Source organism: Rhizobium sp. WSM1328 (assembly GCF_057653715.1).
Genome location: NZ_JBYGKO010000005.1, coordinates 337,166 through 352,583, shown reverse-complemented (window position 1 = coordinate 352,583; position 15,418 = coordinate 337,166). Strand labels below are relative to the sequence as shown.

Annotated in this window: 22 protein-coding genes and 1 pseudogene; 12 read left to right on the top strand and 11 right to left on the bottom strand. The window is 58.8% G+C overall.

The features are described from left to right. Positions 1-155: 155 nt before the first annotated feature. The 4 genes and pseudogenes from AC2444_RS36120 to AC2444_RS36105 form a co-directional block, all read right to left on the bottom strand. On the bottom strand, positions 156-362 hold the full coding sequence (locus AC2444_RS36120; RefSeq protein WP_003554614.1) for a hypothetical protein: 207 nt from the start codon (positions 360-362) through the stop codon (positions 156-158). A 38-nt stretch (positions 363-400) separates the two neighbouring features. After that, entirely contained in the window at positions 401-622 is a 222-nt protein-coding gene (locus AC2444_RS36115; RefSeq protein WP_128439425.1) for a hypothetical protein, read from the bottom strand. A 624-nt stretch (positions 623-1,246) separates the two neighbouring features. Then, entirely contained in the window at positions 1,247-1,726 is a 480-nt protein-coding gene (locus tag AC2444_RS36110; protein ID WP_128439549.1) for an LBP/BPI/CETP family protein, read from the bottom strand. Between the two features lie 374 nt (positions 1,727-2,100). Further along, a pseudogene (locus tag AC2444_RS36105) lies at positions 2,101-2,304 on the bottom strand (Hsp20 family protein); the annotation flags it as partial. Between the two features lie 233 nt (positions 2,305-2,537). On the opposite strand from AC2444_RS36105, the gene AC2444_RS36100 reads away from it, so the two are divergent. Together AC2444_RS36100 and AC2444_RS36095 are read left to right on the top strand one after the other, a co-directional pair. Beyond that, entirely contained in the window at positions 2,538-2,864 is a 327-nt protein-coding gene (locus tag AC2444_RS36100) for a hypothetical protein (protein ID WP_128450119.1), read from the top strand. Between the two features lie 12 nt (positions 2,865-2,876). Continuing rightward, on the top strand, positions 2,877-3,176 hold the full coding sequence (locus AC2444_RS36095) for a hypothetical protein (protein WP_128450118.1): 300 nt from the start codon (positions 2,877-2,879) through the stop codon (positions 3,174-3,176). A 253-nt stretch (positions 3,177-3,429) separates the two neighbouring features. On the opposite strand, the gene AC2444_RS36090 is transcribed toward AC2444_RS36095, so the two are convergent. Next, entirely contained in the window at positions 3,430-3,741 is a 312-nt protein-coding gene (locus AC2444_RS36090) for a DUF982 domain-containing protein (RefSeq protein WP_003554625.1), read from the bottom strand. Positions 3,742-3,874: 133 nt separating this feature from the next. Further along, a complete protein-coding gene (gene lov, locus AC2444_RS36085; protein ID WP_128450117.1) occupies positions 3,875-4,903 on the bottom strand; it encodes a blue-light-activated histidine kinase in 1,029 nt (342 codons plus the stop codon). Positions 4,904-5,098: 195 nt separating this feature from the next. On the opposite strand from lov, the gene AC2444_RS36080 reads away from it, so the two are divergent. Further along, the gene (locus AC2444_RS36080) at positions 5,099-6,124 is read left to right on the top strand and encodes a sensor histidine kinase (RefSeq protein ID WP_017997494.1); all 1,026 of its coding nucleotides are present in this window, start codon (positions 5,099-5,101) and stop codon (positions 6,122-6,124) included. A 232-nt stretch (positions 6,125-6,356) separates the two neighbouring features. Here the strand turns inward: AC2444_RS36080 and AC2444_RS36075 are convergent, their stop codons facing one another. Continuing rightward, positions 6,357-6,842 (bottom strand): gamma-glutamylcyclotransferase family protein, encoded by a 486-nt coding sequence (locus AC2444_RS36075; RefSeq protein WP_245461291.1) that lies wholly within the window; start codon positions 6,840-6,842, stop codon positions 6,357-6,359. Between the two features lie 209 nt (positions 6,843-7,051). Between AC2444_RS36075 and AC2444_RS36070 the strand changes: the two genes are divergently transcribed. Next, positions 7,052-7,180: a hypothetical protein gene (locus tag AC2444_RS36070; protein WP_017997495.1), complete on the top strand. Its 129-nt coding sequence runs from the start codon at positions 7,052-7,054 to the stop codon at positions 7,178-7,180. Between the two features lie 64 nt (positions 7,181-7,244). Here AC2444_RS36070 and AC2444_RS36065 read toward each other — a convergent pair whose 3' ends face one another. After that, entirely contained in the window at positions 7,245-8,414 is a 1,170-nt protein-coding gene (locus AC2444_RS36065; RefSeq protein ID WP_128450115.1) for a zinc-dependent alcohol dehydrogenase, read from the bottom strand. 227 nt (positions 8,415-8,641) lie between these two features. Here AC2444_RS36065 and AC2444_RS36060 point away from each other — a divergent pair, with 227 nt between their 5' ends. Continuing rightward, positions 8,642-9,169, top strand: coding sequence for a DUF4142 domain-containing protein (locus AC2444_RS36060; RefSeq protein ID WP_128450142.1), 528 nt, complete (start codon positions 8,642-8,644; stop codon positions 9,167-9,169). 126 nt (positions 9,170-9,295) lie between these two features. Continuing rightward, a complete protein-coding gene (locus AC2444_RS36055) occupies positions 9,296-9,556 on the top strand; it encodes a hypothetical protein (RefSeq protein ID WP_128450114.1) in 261 nt (86 codons plus the stop codon). A 79-nt stretch (positions 9,557-9,635) separates the two neighbouring features. Here the strand turns inward: AC2444_RS36055 and AC2444_RS36050 are convergent, their stop codons facing one another. Both AC2444_RS36050 and AC2444_RS36045 read right to left on the bottom strand, forming a co-directional pair. Beyond that, on the bottom strand, positions 9,636-9,938 hold the full coding sequence (locus AC2444_RS36050) for a hypothetical protein (RefSeq protein ID WP_003554639.1): 303 nt from the start codon (positions 9,936-9,938) through the stop codon (positions 9,636-9,638). Beyond that, positions 9,938-10,237 (bottom strand): hypothetical protein, encoded by a 300-nt coding sequence (locus AC2444_RS36045; protein ID WP_128450113.1) that lies wholly within the window; start codon positions 10,235-10,237, stop codon positions 9,938-9,940. The genes AC2444_RS36050 and AC2444_RS36045 overlap by 1 nt, the downstream gene beginning before the upstream one ends. Before the next feature lie 253 nt (positions 10,238-10,490). Here AC2444_RS36045 and AC2444_RS36040 point away from each other — a divergent pair, with 253 nt between their 5' ends. Beyond that, a complete protein-coding gene (locus tag AC2444_RS36040) occupies positions 10,491-10,862 on the top strand; it encodes a hypothetical protein (protein ID WP_128450112.1) in 372 nt (123 codons plus the stop codon). 95 nt (positions 10,863-10,957) lie between these two features. After that, on the top strand, positions 10,958-11,185 hold the full coding sequence (locus tag AC2444_RS36035; protein ID WP_003554645.1) for a hypothetical protein: 228 nt from the start codon (positions 10,958-10,960) through the stop codon (positions 11,183-11,185). 33 nt (positions 11,186-11,218) lie between these two features. Here AC2444_RS36035 and AC2444_RS36030 read toward each other — a convergent pair whose 3' ends face one another. Beyond that, positions 11,219-11,938, bottom strand: coding sequence for a Crp/Fnr family transcriptional regulator (locus AC2444_RS36030; RefSeq protein ID WP_128450141.1), 720 nt, complete (start codon positions 11,936-11,938; stop codon positions 11,219-11,221). Between the two features lie 684 nt (positions 11,939-12,622). On the opposite strand from AC2444_RS36030, the gene AC2444_RS36025 reads away from it, so the two are divergent. The 4 genes from AC2444_RS36025 (at position 12,623) to AC2444_RS36010 (ending at position 15,350) form a co-directional block, all read left to right on the top strand. After that, positions 12,623-13,042, top strand: coding sequence for a response regulator (locus AC2444_RS36025; RefSeq protein WP_003554649.1), 420 nt, complete (start codon positions 12,623-12,625; stop codon positions 13,040-13,042). A gap of 59 nt (positions 13,043-13,101) precedes the next feature. Continuing rightward, positions 13,102-13,254 (top strand): hypothetical protein, encoded by a 153-nt coding sequence (locus AC2444_RS36020; RefSeq protein WP_003554651.1) that lies wholly within the window; start codon positions 13,102-13,104, stop codon positions 13,252-13,254. Continuing rightward, positions 13,254-13,424, top strand: a complete 171-nt coding sequence (locus AC2444_RS36015; protein WP_003554653.1) for a hypothetical protein — start codon at positions 13,254-13,256, stop codon at positions 13,422-13,424. Before AC2444_RS36020 ends, AC2444_RS36015 begins: the two co-directional genes overlap by 1 nt. 123 nt (positions 13,425-13,547) lie before the next feature. Continuing rightward, positions 13,548-15,350 (top strand): thiamine pyrophosphate-binding protein, encoded by a 1,803-nt coding sequence (locus AC2444_RS36010; protein ID WP_128450111.1) that lies wholly within the window; start codon positions 13,548-13,550, stop codon positions 15,348-15,350. Positions 15,351-15,418 lie beyond the last annotated feature (68 nt).

Below are 15,418 nucleotides of genomic sequence, written 5' to 3'. Positions count from 1 at the left end.
CCGAACGACACGGGCTCCATGCGCCTGAATGTCGAGACAGAGCGTCAGTGAACAGTCCTCAGTCCGATCCCTCTCGGCAGCCGATACCTGATCGGCGTTTCCTGCCTCGACGGCTTCGAACTCAGCCTGCCACAAACTCGACCGCCATCATCCGACTATACGAGCGCACCGAGCGCCAGGAACGACTGCAGCTGTTCCTCCGTCTGGTCGCCGTCAGCGATAACCCTGAACGCTTTGCCTTCAGATTTCAGTTGCCGTGCAGTCTTCAGCGCATCGGGGTAAACGAGCATCGGCTCGTTACGGGTGTCGCTACCATCCGGATCGAGCGAACTGATGGCGATGACCAGGAATGTCGCAGTCATGAAAGCTTTTCCTTTTTCACGCCGTGGATAACCGACCGCTAGCCTTCGTTCCCGTCTGACAGGAATCCTTTTGGAACCGCGTCGCGTGCGTCTTGTAGCGCCATCATCCGATCAAGCCACTTGCTTTTGAGGACATCGTTAATCGCAAAAGCGACGTCCTTGGCGCTCCAATCCGCATCCTCCATTTCCTGGATGAGTGCAGTCAGTTTCTGATCGATAATGTCGCGAAGCTCATCATCGTTGGCACGCTGATTTGGCATTTCAGACAACCTTTCAAACTGAGCGGAGCAACGGTCGGGCGGCGCATATGTTCCACGGCGAGCTCGAAATGCCTGGGACACGTTCAAGATCAAACGCTGCCTGATCCCGGCCGGCGGCGTCGACGAAGGGAGCTGAGTCGAGCAAGGCCCGGTGACCCCATGCACGACCTGAGCAGGATACCGATCCTTGAATTGCCGTGTCTTTGCCGGATCGGGAGCAGTTCGCAACGGCATCCACGATATAGGGCCTGATGGGCGTCTTGATGTCGGAGAGATGACCAAGGCAGCTACATGATCCGAGATGGTAGCACGCGCTTGCCTCGTGTCTACGTTCGCTTCAAGGCGAACGCGGCCCACTTGCGCGAGGCAAGCTTTTGTGTGCGCAGCCCGAGCCAACCGCCCATATGAAGGTTCTGCCCGACGACGAACAGCGGCTTCGGAGCCGTGCCACGTCTCCACGCCGGAACGTCGTCGGGCGAAAACGCGAATTGGAAGCGGGGTAGATCGACGGGTGATCACTATCCACCCGATGACGACCTGGATAAGCTGAGGCATTTCTATTTCCAAGGTTCGGCGATCGCTCACGGGTCATGGGGCTTTTTGGCAGCGACGTCGGTTCGCTGATCACTTCTGGCAAAGCTTGGCTAAATTCTTCTCCAGGCTTTGCCGGAGGGCGCTGGAGATCTGGGTCTCCAGTCCCTTGACGACATCGCCGAACCGGCCACCAGTCTTGACGATCTCGATGGAGGTATCGGTCGTCTTGCAGGTCGACAGGTCGATCTTCAGCCGAACTTCAGCGGTAGCTGAAAACCCTCCTTCGACCAGCGCTTCGTCCGAGGTTTTGCAAGCAAGCGTGCCGCGGGCGCTCGCCTCCGCCGTGTCGCCATTCACCGACAATTGCAGGTTTTCGATCTTGACGGAATCGAGCTTGTCGACGCCTACCTCGACACTGATGCCGAAGCTCGATACCTTGGTCTTCAACGACCTGCATGGCTGCACATCTCCAATAGCTCTCTCCAACGCGTTCGGCGCCTGTGCTTTGGCGAAGGAGCATGGCTGGAGGAGAAAAACTGCCGCCGTTAACAGGCCTAAACAGTTCCGCATCGCTCTCTCCCATCTGCCTGGGTTTTCACGCAGGCGCCTCTGAATCATGGGGCCGGATCGGTCTGCCGGAAAGGCAATGACGGTTGCCACCATGAGCGCCGCCTAAGGAACCTGGACACAAAATATAGTTTTACGGCCGATGGGGCACAACGTCGTTTGTAGTACGAGCTCGCGGCAGCGCGGACGGACGCTTGGATCGGCGACCAGGCGTCGTCGCGGCGCCTGCTTGTGATGCATTGTGTTGCGGCAGCGATCCGCGCCAATCGCAGCAACCACGCCCGTCAAAAGGCCGCCGGCTCCCTTACATCGACGGGGTGGGGGTCAAATACGGACGGGGGCGCCGTCAAAGACAGCGCCCCCGCTCCTCCTTCAAATTAGGCGGCTTCGTGCTTTTCGCCCTCGATCTGCAGAGGGGCCTGTGTTTCGGCGTTGCCGCCGATCGCAATCCTACGGGGCTTCATCGCTTCCGGGATCTCCCGCTGGAGCTCGATGCTGAGAAGGCCGTTCGTCAAGGAGGCGGTTTCCACCTTGACGTGGTCGGCGAGCTCGAAGCGGCGCTCGAAGGCGCGGCCGGCGATGTAAAGCGAGATGGAATGGAGACGCGAAATCTGGCGTCTCCTGGTTGCTATCGGCCCCATCCGGCGACCGACGAAAAAATGATCTGGTCTCGAGCGTTTTTTGATTCAAGAGGCGCATCAAAAAAATTCGAGCGTCGCGCTTCAAACCACTTGAATGCTGTTTTCGTTGAAACAATCTCTTTTTTACCTGGAGATTTTCGCTCCGTTAGCTGGAAGTTTTTAGGAGACGCAAGATGAAAACGAAAGGCTCTGACCACACTAATCCCCACAACGCCGTCGACGCGATATCCGCGTCGCACATTCTTCACACGCACCGACACTTTGACCACCCGGAGGAGGTCGTGTCAGCGCGGCTTTCGACAGACGAGAAACGAGAAATTCTCGCTTCGTGGGCTTCTGATCTTCCCGCGGTCGAATCCTTGCCGGAACTGCGCCATCCGCCGGGCGTCCACCATCCAGTTCGATACAGGGACATACTCGACGCACTGAAGAAGCTCGAGGAGTGGCGAGGCGAGGGCTTGCAAACGCAGCCCACGCGCCGTCCGGTTTTGCTTGGGTAAGCGGAGGCCGACATGAAAGTCCGACAAACCCAACCTGGGAATGTCACCACTACCCATGATCTGATGCCAGAGCGGCTATTGGTGATTTCCCGCTATGTGGAGAACATCCGCCGCCTTGCACGGCTGGCGGACCGTCTCGGCCGCAGCGAGCTCGGCACCGCAATGATGGAGGTGGCGGGCTGTATGGAAAGGATGTCCAACGACATCGCGATGAGCGAAACCGGCGCGGACCTCTTGCGGCGGGCCGCGAGGCTTGTTGGCACCGTCGAAGGTCTTCTGGAGAGGCAGGCGAAGCTTGCTGTGCTGCATTAGGTTTGTTGCAGTCCAGATCGTCTTTTTCCGCGACCGAGCCTGCGTGGCGTGCGAACGTCGCACCATGACTGATCCGGCAAGCCCTTTGCACTGCCTTTTCCCGGTCTGTTTCGCGGTGATGCCGGCTAGAAGATCGACGTCCGCTTGTCGACCTCGTTCGCTGCGCGGAACCAATTCGAGACGAACTCTGTCGGGGGAAAAGTGCGCTGATGCCAGACCTCTCCTCGTCCGAGGCGAGGTCTGGCATTCTGCATTAATGGGCGACGAGGCGTGCTGGCCGAGCCGGATGCGTCGTCGGCTTTCCCTTCCACGGGGCCAGCACGGACGGCATGCCCGCTTCGAGGCAGGCCGCAACGAAGGCTTCGCGCGCGACGGTGCTAGGAATGATCCCGTTGAGGACGCCACGACACGTCTTCACTGCGCGTTCATGGCGCTTTCCATGACGCAGCGGCCATTCGTTCTCGAGAAAATCCAAGGCGTCGTATGCGCCTGTGAAGGTGCGCTCCAAACCGCACTGCAACCGGATTCTCACCGGCAGGGTCCACGGAACATCGTTAAGCGGCATCTTTTCCTCCTTTCATGCCACCAATGGTCCTAATGAAAATGATATTGGGGCAGGACCCCGGCTGTTCAAGGGCGATCAATCAATAGTTCCTAATCACTGGGGCATTCCCTAATTTCAATGGCCGTCCCTGAAATCAAGAGCCCGCGGACGGGACCTCAATGTCGATAAGCAGCCCTTCGTCCGACCAGGTTTTCTCAAGACGTCCGTTAAGCTGTTTTTCAACCATTGCGCCGACAATCACCGTGCCAAAACCCCGCTTTGCTGATCTAGGCGGAGTGTCGACGCCCACCTCCTGCCACCGGATCCTGAAGCCGGCTCCGGACGGTCCTGGCTTCCAACTGATCGAAAGCCTACCTTGCGCAGCGGCAAGCGCACCGTGATGGGCTGCGTTGACAGCGAGCTCGTGGAGCACGAGCGCAAGGGGCTGGACGACCGGCGCAGGCATGTTGATATCCGGTCCGCTAAAAAAGGTGCGGGTGGCCGCGAACGGCGATACCTGTTGGCGAATGAGTTCTTCAAGAGAAATGCTTGTCCATCTTCGTGCGGCAAGCAAGGTATGGGCACGGGCAAGCGCCTGCACGCGGTGTTGAATGGCGGCGGCGTAAAGGGCGGGGTCATCGGCGTTGCTCAGGCGAACGATGCTGTCGACGATCGCCAGGACATTCTTGGATCGGTGGTCGACTTCCATCAGCAGGCGATGTTCGGAGGCCTCCAGTGCCTCGATCCGCCGGTATTCCGTCATGTCGATTTGAGATCCAAAGAAATACAGGATCCTTCCGTCATCCCCATGGACGGGACTGAGATGCAAGCGGTTCCAGAACTGCTCTCCGCTCTTCTTATAATTGAGGATCTCGATGCTGATCTCACGCTCCCCGGCGATAGCGGCACGAATTTCAGCGGCGGCGATCGGAGACGTCGCGGGGCCCTGCAGGAAACGACAGTTGTGGCCTAACACTTCTTCGGCCTCGTAACCTGTCAGCTCGAGGAATGCCTTGTTTGCAAGCACGATCGGCTGATCGGACTTACGCGCGTCGGTGACGACCATTGGCATCCTGGTCCGTTCAAATGCGATCGCTGCCAGCTCTTTCCGATCGGCGGAAGCTGCTTTTGAAGATGCGGAGGGCAAATCCCCATGCAGTTTTTCTCTCGAATGGCCAGTCATGCTTCCACGCTCACTAAGACGTCGCTTGATAACGTCGCTCGCGTATCTTTGTTTCCAGGAAGGTTGCGTGCCTTTAGCGATCGCTCCTCCGGGACTTGCAGGATGGCTGCGGCCTTTGCCAAAGCGACGGCATCCGGTATAAAATCGGGATGAGGCCTTTCAGCCCGCAGGCCCCGAAAGGATCGCGCGCACCACATGATCATGAAACTCTTTTCCAATTCCAGCCGTTCTCGAGAGCGCTTTCTCGAAGCCATCCTGCAGAGTGCCATCGAGTATGCGATCATCTCCACGGATCTCGATGGCCTGGTGACCACGTGGAATGAGGGCGCCCGCCGGATTCTCGGATGGGATGCGGATGAGATTGTCGGCCAGCCTGCGGCGGTCATCTTCACCGAGGAAGACAGGCAGGCCGGGATTCTCCAGTTGGAAATGACTGCCGCTTTGACCGAAGGTCATGGCAATGATGAGCGCTGGCACGTTCGCAAGGACGGCTCGTTGTTCTGGGCGTCCGGTCAGATGATGGCGTTGACGTCGGACGATGGCAAAGTCGAGGGATACGTAAAAATTCTGAGGGATCGCACCGAGCAGAGAGAGAATGAGGAACGACAACGCATCCTGATGCACGAACTCTCTCACCGCATGAAAAACACGCTGGCCGTCGTTCAGGCCATCACCAGCCAATCCTTCCGAAACGCCAGTTCTCTCGAGGATGCGGAGCATTCGATCACGGCACGCATCAATGCTTATTCAAAGGCGCACGACATTTTGCTTCAGCAGAACTGGCTGGGCACGAGCATGGCGACAATCGTCGAGGCGACCGCGATTAATCTCGGACTTGAGACGTCCGGGCGTTTCAAAGCGAGCGGTCCCGCGGTTGAATTGGGTCCACAGGCGGCCCTTTGCTTCTCCCTGGTGCTGCACGAACTCGTCACCAACGCCAGCAAGTATGGTGCGCTGTCGATGGACACAGGGAGGGTCGAAATCGAATGGTCCGTACGCGATGAGGCGGGCGACCAACGCCTGCACTTCACTTGGCAGGAGGTTGGAGGCCCGACGGTGGAAGCTCCGAGCAAGAAGGGGTTCGGCACACGCCTCGTGAGCTCCAGCCTGTCCGCCTTTGGAGAGGTCGCACTTGACTATGCGCCGACAGGGTTCGTCCTGAAGCTCGATGCATCGCTCCAGAAGCTGCAATACAAGAACTATTCCGACGCCGAGGAGTAGTTGAAACGCTAAGCCCGCATTCGGGAAACCCAGAGACGTCGCCCGCATGCGGCTGGTTCGATTGGCCTTGGAAGCGCGAGAGGCGCATGGCCCAACATTACTTGCCGGTATCGTAAACGGCTATCCCGGCGCGCGTTGCGCAAGAAGCCGAGGCCCTCCCATGCGCGATCTAGGAAACGTCCGGGCCGGGAAGGATCATGAATTCCACAAACAGGATCTTCAGGCGGCCGGGCTATTTGTAGGGCGCTCGAAGTGACGCGGGCGTTTCCATGTCGGCAACATCGCAGCCATCGCGATACAAGTCTAAACCTCCCCGATCGAAGGGAATAAACCGCCTGTCTTCGTAGACTCGCATATAAGTCGAATGAACAGGGTGGGCGAGCCGACGCGATTTCATGTATGCCAGTGCTGAACATATTGGCCCGCCGGCGACCGGTTCCACGTCTAGCACCACTCGCAGGTTGCCGGGCATGCCTATCGATTCCAGCCGATCCAAGCTTGCTATCGTATCATCGTCAGGCTCGTAAAGTTCACCGATGACCCGATGGCCAATGCCCGGTTCATTGAACATCATCGGCGCGAACCAAGGGCCGGCAATCAGCATCGGATAACATTGTCGGGTCTGGAAAATTCCAAGAAAGCTGGCGCGGGAAAGTCCTTGTTCATGGAGAGGAAAGCCTTTCTTCAAAGTTCCAAAAACGAATAGGTTCCGTGTCATGCGGGCGAGCCCCATGGTTATCGGCCAATCCCCCGCAAGTTGGAGCGATCGTGATCTCCTGTGTCTCCATCCGGCTGGGAGGACCACGCTCAGTCACGCTTCATCACAGGTGGCGCCGTCGCCAAGCTTTCTGCCGCGTCTGTTTCGGGCAATCCTTCTACCCTTTCATTGTCCACCTGGGCGCGGCGCGGCGCAGGCGATCCTTCCGCATGGCGGCCGGTTCGAGCTTTATCGCGCTTGCCGACAGCTGCGCCATGGTCTTCACCTTCGGACCGGATCGGCTCGAGCTCCATCTCCGGTGGGCGAAGCCTATTCCGGTCTTCGATAGGGTCGTTTGATTTCTTCTGCATGATCGGACCTTTCTTCGATGCCGGCTAGGATCCAGGGCGTCCGCGACGTTCGTTACGGCTTAAGAACAACCTTTATGCAGCCATCCTTCTTGTCGCGGAAAGTCTTGTAGAGCTCGGGACCTTCGTCGAGGGTCGCACGATGCGTGATAATGAACGACGGATCGATTTCGCCGTTTTGAATGCGTTCCATGAGCAGCGGCAGGTAGTGCTGCACCGGGGTCTGCGCCATTCGGAACGTCAGGCCGCGATTGATCGCCGAACCCATCGGGATCTTGTCGAGGAGACCACCATAGACGCCGACGATCGACACCGTACCGAAGTTGCGGCAGCAATGGATTGCCTGGCGAAGAACGTGGGGGCGATCGGTTCCCATGAACGTGGCGACCTTGATGCGGTCAAGGCGCGAGTCCCAGCTCGCCGACGGATCGGCTTCGGTGCCGACCGCATCGATGCACGCGTCTGCGCCGCGCCCGTTGGTCAGCTCCATGAGCTTGTCGTAGATGTCTTCGTCCATGAAATCGAGGGTGGTGGCTCCCGACGCTTCGGCAAGAGCAAGCCGCTCCGGCACGGTATCGATCGCGATGACGCGCTCGGCGCCGAGGATGAAGGCCGACTTGATCGCCATCTGTCCGACGGGGCCGCAGCCCCAGATCGCGATCGTGTCGCCGGGCTGGATATCGCAGAAGTCCGCGGCCATGTACCCCGTCGGAAAGATGTCGGAGAGAAAGAGCACCTGCTCATCCGTCAGTCCGTCCGGCACCTTGATCGGGCCGACGTCCGCGTAAGGCACGCGCAGGTACTCCGCCTGACCTCCACTGTAGCCGCCAAGAAGATGTGTGTAGCCGAACAGGCCCGCGGGTGAATTCCCCCACATCTTCTTGACCTTCGCCGGGTCGGGGTTGCTGCGTTCGCATCCGGAATAAAAGCCGCGCTGGCAGAAGAAGCATTCGCCGCAGGAGATGGTGAACGGCACCACGACACGGTCGCCGACCTTGAGCTTTTTGTTGTCCTTGCCGACTTCGACGACCTCGCCCATCGTCTCGTGGCCCATGATGTCGCCGTTATGCATGTCCGGCATCACACCGTTGAAGAGGTGAAGATCAGACCCGCAGATCGCGCAGGCCGTCACCTTGATGATGGCATCGCGCCCTTCCTCGACTTGAGGATCTGGAACGCTCTCGCATCGAATGTCGTGTTTGCCATGCCAGGTAAGTGCTTTCATGTCGTCGTCCGCCTTTCGATCCCGAGCGCAGAGCGGACGCGCCGCCTTGCAACCCTTTCGGTTTTTGGAAACGATTTTTCCGTCTCTGGTCTTCAAACTCAAGACAGCCAAACCGTGATCGGAAGGAGTTGTTCCATCGGAAAGCGGGAGGGATCCATTTGCAGGGAACAATTCCGCCTTGGGCTTGTTTAGCGGCCGAATCGAGCCACCAACCAGGAGACCAAACCATGAAGAAGATCATTATCGCCTCTCTTGCCATTTCGCTTGCTGGACCTGTCCTGGCCCAATCCGCCGCGGAAAAGTCCGGAGTCAACTCGCTGATTGGCGTTGCGCCGAAGACAGAGGACTTCGTACAGGAGGCCGCCACCAGTGATATGTTCGAGATCGAATCCAGCAAGTTGGCAGTCGATCGCGGTGATGCCGCGACCAAAACCTTCGCCCAGCAGATGGTGACGGATCACGAGAAGACGAGCAGCGAGCTCAAGGCGCTGATTTCCGCCGGCAAGGTCAAGGCGCAGTTGCCGAGCGCCATGACCAGCGCGCAGCAGGACATGCTCGACAAGCTGAAGGGCCTTCAAGGCGATGATTTCATGAAGCAATATCATTCCGACCAGGAATCCGCGCACGAGGACGCGGTCGACCTCTTCAAGCGCTACGGCGAAGGTGGCGACAATGCTGAGCTGAAAGCTTGGGCGGCAAGCACGAGGCCTGCGCTTGAACATCATCTGCAGATGGCGGAGGACCTGAACAAATAGCCTTCGCCGCTGTTGCGCGAATTCAGGAGAACGAGGTGGAACATCCGAGATTTGGAAAAAACGGATGCTCCAGGAACCTTCCTTGTTCTTCGGGGTTAGGCGGCCGGACATTGGGAGCTTACGCTGATGAATTATCTCTGGCTGTTCGCCGTGGCAGGAGGAGCAGCCCTTCTCGGGATCGCCCTCGCTTTTGGAATAATCAAGCAGGACGGACGACGGTCTGTCTTCGCCATAGCCGGCGCTTTCATCGTTGCCATCGGCGCGCTGGGACTGGGCGTGTATGTCGCCAAGGCGCCGACGGCCCCGGTGCGCGCCTCTGACAGAGAGCAGTCGCAGCAAAGGCTTCCGGCTGCCGCGACGACGGAGAAGGACCTGCCGGGCAAGTGACGCCCAAACAATCGCCGATCAGTATGCGTCCTGGCCAAAGGCCATGAGAGCGCATCGGCGGGACGTGTGTAGTCCCCTATCAATGGGAGGTCTTGCCACCATGGCCGGCCTTCAGATCAACCATCGTCGCGCGAAGCTGTAGGAGCTCGTCAACGATCTTCTGCCAACAACGGTCGTCGGCTTTGCTGATCGATATGATCGAAGCTCGGATCGTCCGTAGCAGACCATCGACCGCCGGGTACCGGTCAGCACCGCCGCTCGGCTCGCTATCGCAGATTTCCTGAAGTTCCTCGACGATCTTTCGCACAATAATCCGCCGAACGACGGTATCGAGCGCGGCCGGATCGGAGGCCATCCTTTTGAAATAGACAAGTCTGTCCATTACAGCACCCTGGTTTCGCCAATATTGACAGCGAACGGCAGGGGCTCAGGACGCCGCGGCTTCGTCGGGATCGATAAGCTGTTGAAATCCAACTGCATATAGCGCATCAGACCGCTCAGTTTATCCTGGTCTCGAATGCCGCACTCGAACCAGGAGACAAGTTCCCTCGCCACATGCTGCGCCGCGAGGCTGGCCATCCCGCATGATTTTTCTTGGCACCAACCCTGCAACACAGCCTGCAACATGGCGATGTCACCAGGCTGCAGAGCCGGCTTCGTAATTCCCGAGTGCTGGGTCATCGTCTTCCTCCTCGTTATTTAAGGCGATCCTAAAATTCTGGATTTTCGATTTCAACCGCTAGTGCGGAATCGTACGAAATCCTCCCCCTCACCTCGCCATCGGCTGGGGAACCAACACAGCCCGGTCGGGTTCGGGACGGATTAGAGGAACGTCGCATCGCAAACTTGAATATGGTACGGATAGCCTGTCAGCGCCGGTGAATCGCCGGTTGGCAGCATGATGACGGTCCAACCACTCTTGCAGGCGTCCGCTATGAAATCGCTTAGTCCGGTCGCTGGCAAGACGATCGTCATCATTGGTGAACCCGGCTTTCTCTCAGACGGCGTCAAGAAGGCATGGGCCGCGCGTCAAGCCGTGGTCGTCACCAGCAGCGTCGATATGTTCGCGATGCATGGTCCAAAGGAAACCTTTGCATGTGACGCGGCGATCATCGACGTCACGATCCCGGACGAGGCGATGCTCGCAATGAATGAATGGCTGGAGATCCGGCGCATACCCTTCGTCTTCGCTCAAGGGCATCCGGCCGAAGCGCTCTCAGCCGGCTTCGTCCTCAGCGATCGTGCCGCCGACATCAACGCCATCGTAGAGGCATTGTTCGGATTTGGTGCCGGCTATTATCATTAGATCCGTGCGTTTACGCACCAAGCGTTGCGCTAGGCGTTTGCGGACCTCATGATGGGGGCCGCATGATCCGAAGCCTTTATGTCGGGAACGGCGCTATGCTCGATTCTCAGTCTGCTCATTTGAAGGCCCTCGATTCAGATGACCTCAGTCATCTGCGGGCCATTTTGAATACCATCTGTTGCGAGACGGGCAAGCCTCTGCGAGCGCCTGAAACGCAGGAGATCGCGGCATTGCTGATCAGCCTCTACCGACATGGAGTGGCAGACCAGGACAAATTGCTTTCGGTGGGTCGCCTGGCATCGGCCCGCAAGCGCCGCCTCTGACCGCGGCACGACCAGGTTTGATCAAAAGTTCGCTCAACGCGCGAGAGGGCTGCCGATCAGTCGCCGATATTCCTCCTCCGCCGCACCGTAGCAGCCATGCGCCTCTTCGATCAATCCGCGCCTGTTGAGAATGACGATTTGCCTTCGGGTGGACCGGATCAGACCTTTGCCCTCCAGCAGATGCAACGCGACCGTCACTCCGGCGCGGCGGACCCCCAGCATCACGGCGAGAAATTCGTGGGTCAGGGATATCATCATGCCGTCCGTTCGGTCATGGACCATCAGCAACCAACGTGCGAGCCGCTCCTCTAGCTTGGCGTGACCATTGGCTAGCACCGTCGAAGTCGTTTGCGCGAGCAGCGCCTGGACATACGCGAGAAGCAGGCCGCGCAAGGCCCGGCTTTCTTCCATGGCCGCGGAAAGGATCGGGGCTGGTAATTTGAACCCGTGGCCTGAGACCTGCATGAACGTCCGATTGGCGGACTGGTCTCCGCCGAGCATCACGGCGGCACCTGTCATTCCCTCGCGGCCGACGATGCCAACCTCGATATCGCGCCCACCCGGAAATCTCGCCACGATCGAAGCAAGTCCAGATTCGAGGATATAGATGTCGCCGACCAGCGTATCCTCCATCTCAAGGATTAAGGGGACATCGAGAGTTATTGGCTCCATATGAGGCACGATCAGATCGCGCTCTTGTGGGCCCATGGCCCGCAACAGCTCATTTCTAAAATTCAATTGCTCGTCATCCATGGTTTCGTCCACATGTGGCAGTCCTTCGCCCGTTGCTGCGGCGAACCTAACCATCTCGAATCGTTGAGCAACGCACTGTGCCATAGCGTACAGACGGTCCGGTGTTCGCGCGTCCCTGTCCCCTATGAACAAAGAGGCCCGATGGTATCGATCGCCGAAACCGCTCGAATGACGGCCAGCCGGCTCTTCCTCGGCCGGCAGTTCCTTCGCGTGGAAGTGGCTGGGCGACGCGGGCCGCTATTTGCAGACGGAGATCGCGAGCCTGAGCAGCCAGTCACAGTCTCAGCGTGGAGCGCGCCGAGATGGCACCACCCTCGACAATCTGGCAATTCTCGTTCGTCAGGCGACGCATGAACCGACCGGACCCAGAATGTCGATCCCCGGGTCAATCCTCAACCGGCCGACCTCCTCGTCAAAGCGATTGTTCCGGACTATGCAGGACGAAACAGACGGCCGACCGGTCGGACTTGCCGTCCACAAGACGAGGCCGTAGATCGTCGGCGACACGATCTGGCGCGTCAGCGGCGCGCCTTGGCTCCATTTGAAAACTTGCGTGGTCCCGTCTCTCTTGCCAGTATTCCTCGCGAGAAACATGCGAGGTAGGATAACTGTGCGATAGCGCACGAAACCTGTATTTTGACCCGAAAGGTCTATTGTGTAATCCAGTATTTTAGGAGTTTGGCCATGAGCGTTGCAGGAACGACGTCCATCCTTCTGATGGAGGATGAGATTATCATCGCGATGGACGTGGAAGACATCCTTCATGGCGCCGGCTTCGATCGGATAGAGACAGTGTCGTCTTGTCGAGCAGCCGAAGAATGGCTGACAGCGAACGATCCCGATCTCGTGGTGATGGACATCGAATTGACAGATGGCGTCGCTGGAGCGATTGCGAGATCTTTGCGCGGCCGCCATATACCATTCATTGTTTACACCGGTGCTCAGCGGAAGGTGCACCCGGATGCTTTGTCATTTTCCGAGGGCGTGTGGTTGGAAAAACCATGCGAGCCCTCCATATTGCTGACGGAAGTGATGCGCTGCATAGGTCAGGGGCCGACGTCGATCGTGGTCGATGGCCGCGGGGAAAGCAAAAAGACGCGATAAGGCCAGCTGGCGGGAACATTGCCGCTGTTCTTTGGTTTGGCAAACCAAGGGAGAGGCAGATGAACCAGCAATCGGACGGTCGGGCTTCCTTCATCTACATCGGCGCCATCACGTTAGTTGGGCTTTTGATCGTTTTCGGCTCGATGGTCTCATTTAACGCAAGCGGCGGAAATGACGAGCCTGCAAAAATCTCGACGAAAGCGAAGCCCTGATGGACGCGCCCGAGCACGATCCTATCCAGGTGACCCGGCCCAGCACTGAACAGCAGCGAAACAGCCTGAAAGGCGGGCGGATTGCCGTCACCTTGATCGCGACCGTGGCCGTCGTCGCCTTCCTGCTTTACGTCACGATCCTCGTCTATGGCTTGGCGCATAGGATGTGAACGCGCTCGGGCATACTTGCCTGCCACATCGCTTCGCTGCCGCGCAGCTCTTCCGGGGCGTGGCTTTGGAACCTTTCCCAATGACGCAGGTTTGCGGTCTTTGACAAGCAGAGGACGATTTCGATGCCCAATGCCGCTGACATATTGATAGACACACTGATTGAATGGGACGTGAAGGTCATCTTCGGGCTTCCTGGAGACGGTATTAACGGGGTCATGGAGGCGTTGCGCAAGCGCCAGGACCAGATCCGCTTCATCCAGGTCCGGCATGAGGAATCGGCCGCTTTCATGGCGAGTGCCTACGCTAAATTCACCGGAAATCTCGGCGTTTGCCTTGCAACGTCCGGACCAGGCGGCACGAATCTGCTGACGGGACTTTATGATGCCAAGCTCGATCAGATGCCGGTGCTTGCCATCACCGGGACGCAGTATCACGACCTGATCGAAACCTTTACCCAGCAGGACGTCGACTTGACCCGCGTGTTCGACAATGTCGCGCTCTACAATGCGCATGTCAGTGACGCGTCGCACATGGAGAACGTCGCCAGCCTCGCCTGCCGCTCGGCGCTCTCGCGCCGGGGCGTCGCACATCTCTCCATCGCCAACGACGTCCAGGAGATGGACGGGAAATCGCGATCGAAACGGAACCGCCCGAAACACGTACCGAACCGCTATTTCCACGGCCGCCAAGTGCCAGAGGAGATCGAGCTCGATCGTGCGGCCCGGATACTGAACGATGCCCGCAAGGTCGCCATCCTCGCCGGCCGGGGTGTTGTCGGCGCGGCGGAGGAATTGCGCGAGATCGCCGACCTGCTCGCCGCGCCGGTGGCCAAAGCCCTGCTCGGCAAGACGGCTCTCGCCGACGACGATCCCTTGACGACCGGCGGGATTGGAATTCTCGGCACCGCTCCCTCGCAGGAGATCATGGAACAGTGCGACGCGGTGCTGATTGTCGGTTCCTCCTTTCCCTACATCGAATATTACCCGCGGCCCGAAGCCGCTCGCGGCGTGCAGATCGACAGCGATCCTCAGCGAATTGGCCTACGATTTCCCGTCGATGCCGGTCTGGTGGGGGACGCGCGGGAAACGCTACGGCTCCTTAGGCCTAGGCTGACCAGGAAAACAGATCGGTCGTTCCTGGAAAAGGCGCAAACGGCGATGTCCGAATGGCGCCGAAAGATGGAGACGATGGAGACGGAGCGGAGCGCTCCGTTAAAGCCACAGGCGGTGGTTCGAGCTTTCGGCAGGCGCATCGCGGCCGATGGCGTGCTGGTGGCCGATTCCGGCCAGAATACCGAGCTGGCGGCGCGCCACATCGACCTCCGCACGACAAACCAGTTCGCAGTCTCCGGCGCGCTCGCCTCGATGGCTTCCGGCCTGCCTTATGCGATAGCGGCGGGCGCCGCCGATCCGAAGCGGCCAATCTACGCGGTCATTGGCGATGGCGGATTCGGCATGCAGCTCGGCGAGTTCTCGACCCCCGTTCGCATGGCTCTCCCGCTGAAATTGCTGGTGATCTGCAACGGCATGCTCAACCAGATCGCCTGGGAGCAGATGATGTTCCTTGGCAACCCGCAATTTGCCTGCGAACTGGCGCCCATCGACTTCGCCAAGGCGGCGGAGGCAATGGGAGGCCGCGGCTTCACAATTCGGCGTTTCGATCAGATAGAGCCGACTTTGACGGAGGCTTTCTCCGTCGCCGGTCCGGTGGTCATTCAAGCGATGGTTGACCAATACGAGCCGATGATGCCTCCGAAGATGCCCAAAGACTATGCCAAGAGCTTTCGCCAGGCTCTTCCGGAGACGCCGGGTCATCGGGCGATCGAGGCGAATGTGTCGCGCTCGCCGCTTCGCGAGATGATGGACGCCGGAGAGCAGGAAAAGGAACTGTCCGAAAACACGACCGATTTGCCGGGCATACCTTGAGCCGTCGAAGGAGGGGCGCCGACCCGCGCTTGACTGAGTGGAAAGTGTATTATGAACAGCTTGTCTAC

Excerpts from the sequence above, each read along its gene's own strand:
- AC2444_RS36120 (WP_003554614.1), bottom strand. The coding sequence starts at position 362 with ATGACTGCGACATTCCTGGTCATCGCCATCAGTTCGCTCGATCCGGAT.
- AC2444_RS36115 (WP_128439425.1), bottom strand. The coding sequence starts at position 622 with ATGCCAAATCAGCGTGCCAACGATGATGAGCTTCGCGACATTATCGAT.
- AC2444_RS36110 (WP_128439549.1), bottom strand. The coding sequence starts at position 1,726 with ATGCGGAACTGTTTAGGCCTGTTAACGGCGGCAGTTTTTCTCCTCCAG.
- AC2444_RS36100 (WP_128450119.1), top strand. The coding sequence starts at position 2,538 with ATGAAAACGAAAGGCTCTGACCACACTAATCCCCACAACGCCGTCGAC.
- AC2444_RS36095 (WP_128450118.1), top strand. The coding sequence starts at position 2,877 with ATGAAAGTCCGACAAACCCAACCTGGGAATGTCACCACTACCCATGAT.
- AC2444_RS36090 (WP_003554625.1), bottom strand. The coding sequence starts at position 3,741 with ATGCCGCTTAACGATGTTCCGTGGACCCTGCCGGTGAGAATCCGGTTG.
- lov (WP_128450117.1), bottom strand. The coding sequence starts at position 4,903 with ATGACTGGCCATTCGAGAGAAAAACTGCATGGGGATTTGCCCTCCGCA.
- AC2444_RS36080 (WP_017997494.1), top strand. The coding sequence starts at position 5,099 with ATGATCATGAAACTCTTTTCCAATTCCAGCCGTTCTCGAGAGCGCTTT.
- AC2444_RS36075 (WP_245461291.1), bottom strand. The coding sequence starts at position 6,842 with ATGACACGGAACCTATTCGTTTTTGGAACTTTGAAGAAAGGCTTTCCT.
- AC2444_RS36070 (WP_017997495.1), top strand. The coding sequence starts at position 7,052 with ATGGCGGCCGGTTCGAGCTTTATCGCGCTTGCCGACAGCTGCGCCATG.
- AC2444_RS36065 (WP_128450115.1), bottom strand. The coding sequence starts at position 8,414 with ATGAAAGCACTTACCTGGCATGGCAAACACGACATTCGATGCGAGAGC.
- AC2444_RS36060 (WP_128450142.1), top strand. The coding sequence starts at position 8,642 with ATGAAGAAGATCATTATCGCCTCTCTTGCCATTTCGCTTGCTGGACCT.
- AC2444_RS36055 (WP_128450114.1), top strand. The coding sequence starts at position 9,296 with ATGAATTATCTCTGGCTGTTCGCCGTGGCAGGAGGAGCAGCCCTTCTC.
- AC2444_RS36050 (WP_003554639.1), bottom strand. The coding sequence starts at position 9,938 with ATGGACAGACTTGTCTATTTCAAAAGGATGGCCTCCGATCCGGCCGCG.
- AC2444_RS36045 (WP_128450113.1), bottom strand. The coding sequence starts at position 10,237 with ATGACCCAGCACTCGGGAATTACGAAGCCGGCTCTGCAGCCTGGTGAC.
- AC2444_RS36040 (WP_128450112.1), top strand. The coding sequence starts at position 10,491 with ATGAAATCGCTTAGTCCGGTCGCTGGCAAGACGATCGTCATCATTGGT.
- AC2444_RS36035 (WP_003554645.1), top strand. The coding sequence starts at position 10,958 with ATGCTCGATTCTCAGTCTGCTCATTTGAAGGCCCTCGATTCAGATGAC.
- AC2444_RS36030 (WP_128450141.1), bottom strand. The coding sequence starts at position 11,938 with ATGGATGACGAGCAATTGAATTTTAGAAATGAGCTGTTGCGGGCCATG.
- AC2444_RS36025 (WP_003554649.1), top strand. The coding sequence starts at position 12,623 with ATGAGCGTTGCAGGAACGACGTCCATCCTTCTGATGGAGGATGAGATT.
- AC2444_RS36020 (WP_003554651.1), top strand. The coding sequence starts at position 13,102 with ATGAACCAGCAATCGGACGGTCGGGCTTCCTTCATCTACATCGGCGCC.
- AC2444_RS36015 (WP_003554653.1), top strand. The coding sequence starts at position 13,254 with ATGGACGCGCCCGAGCACGATCCTATCCAGGTGACCCGGCCCAGCACT.
- AC2444_RS36010 (WP_128450111.1), top strand. The coding sequence starts at position 13,548 with ATGCCCAATGCCGCTGACATATTGATAGACACACTGATTGAATGGGAC.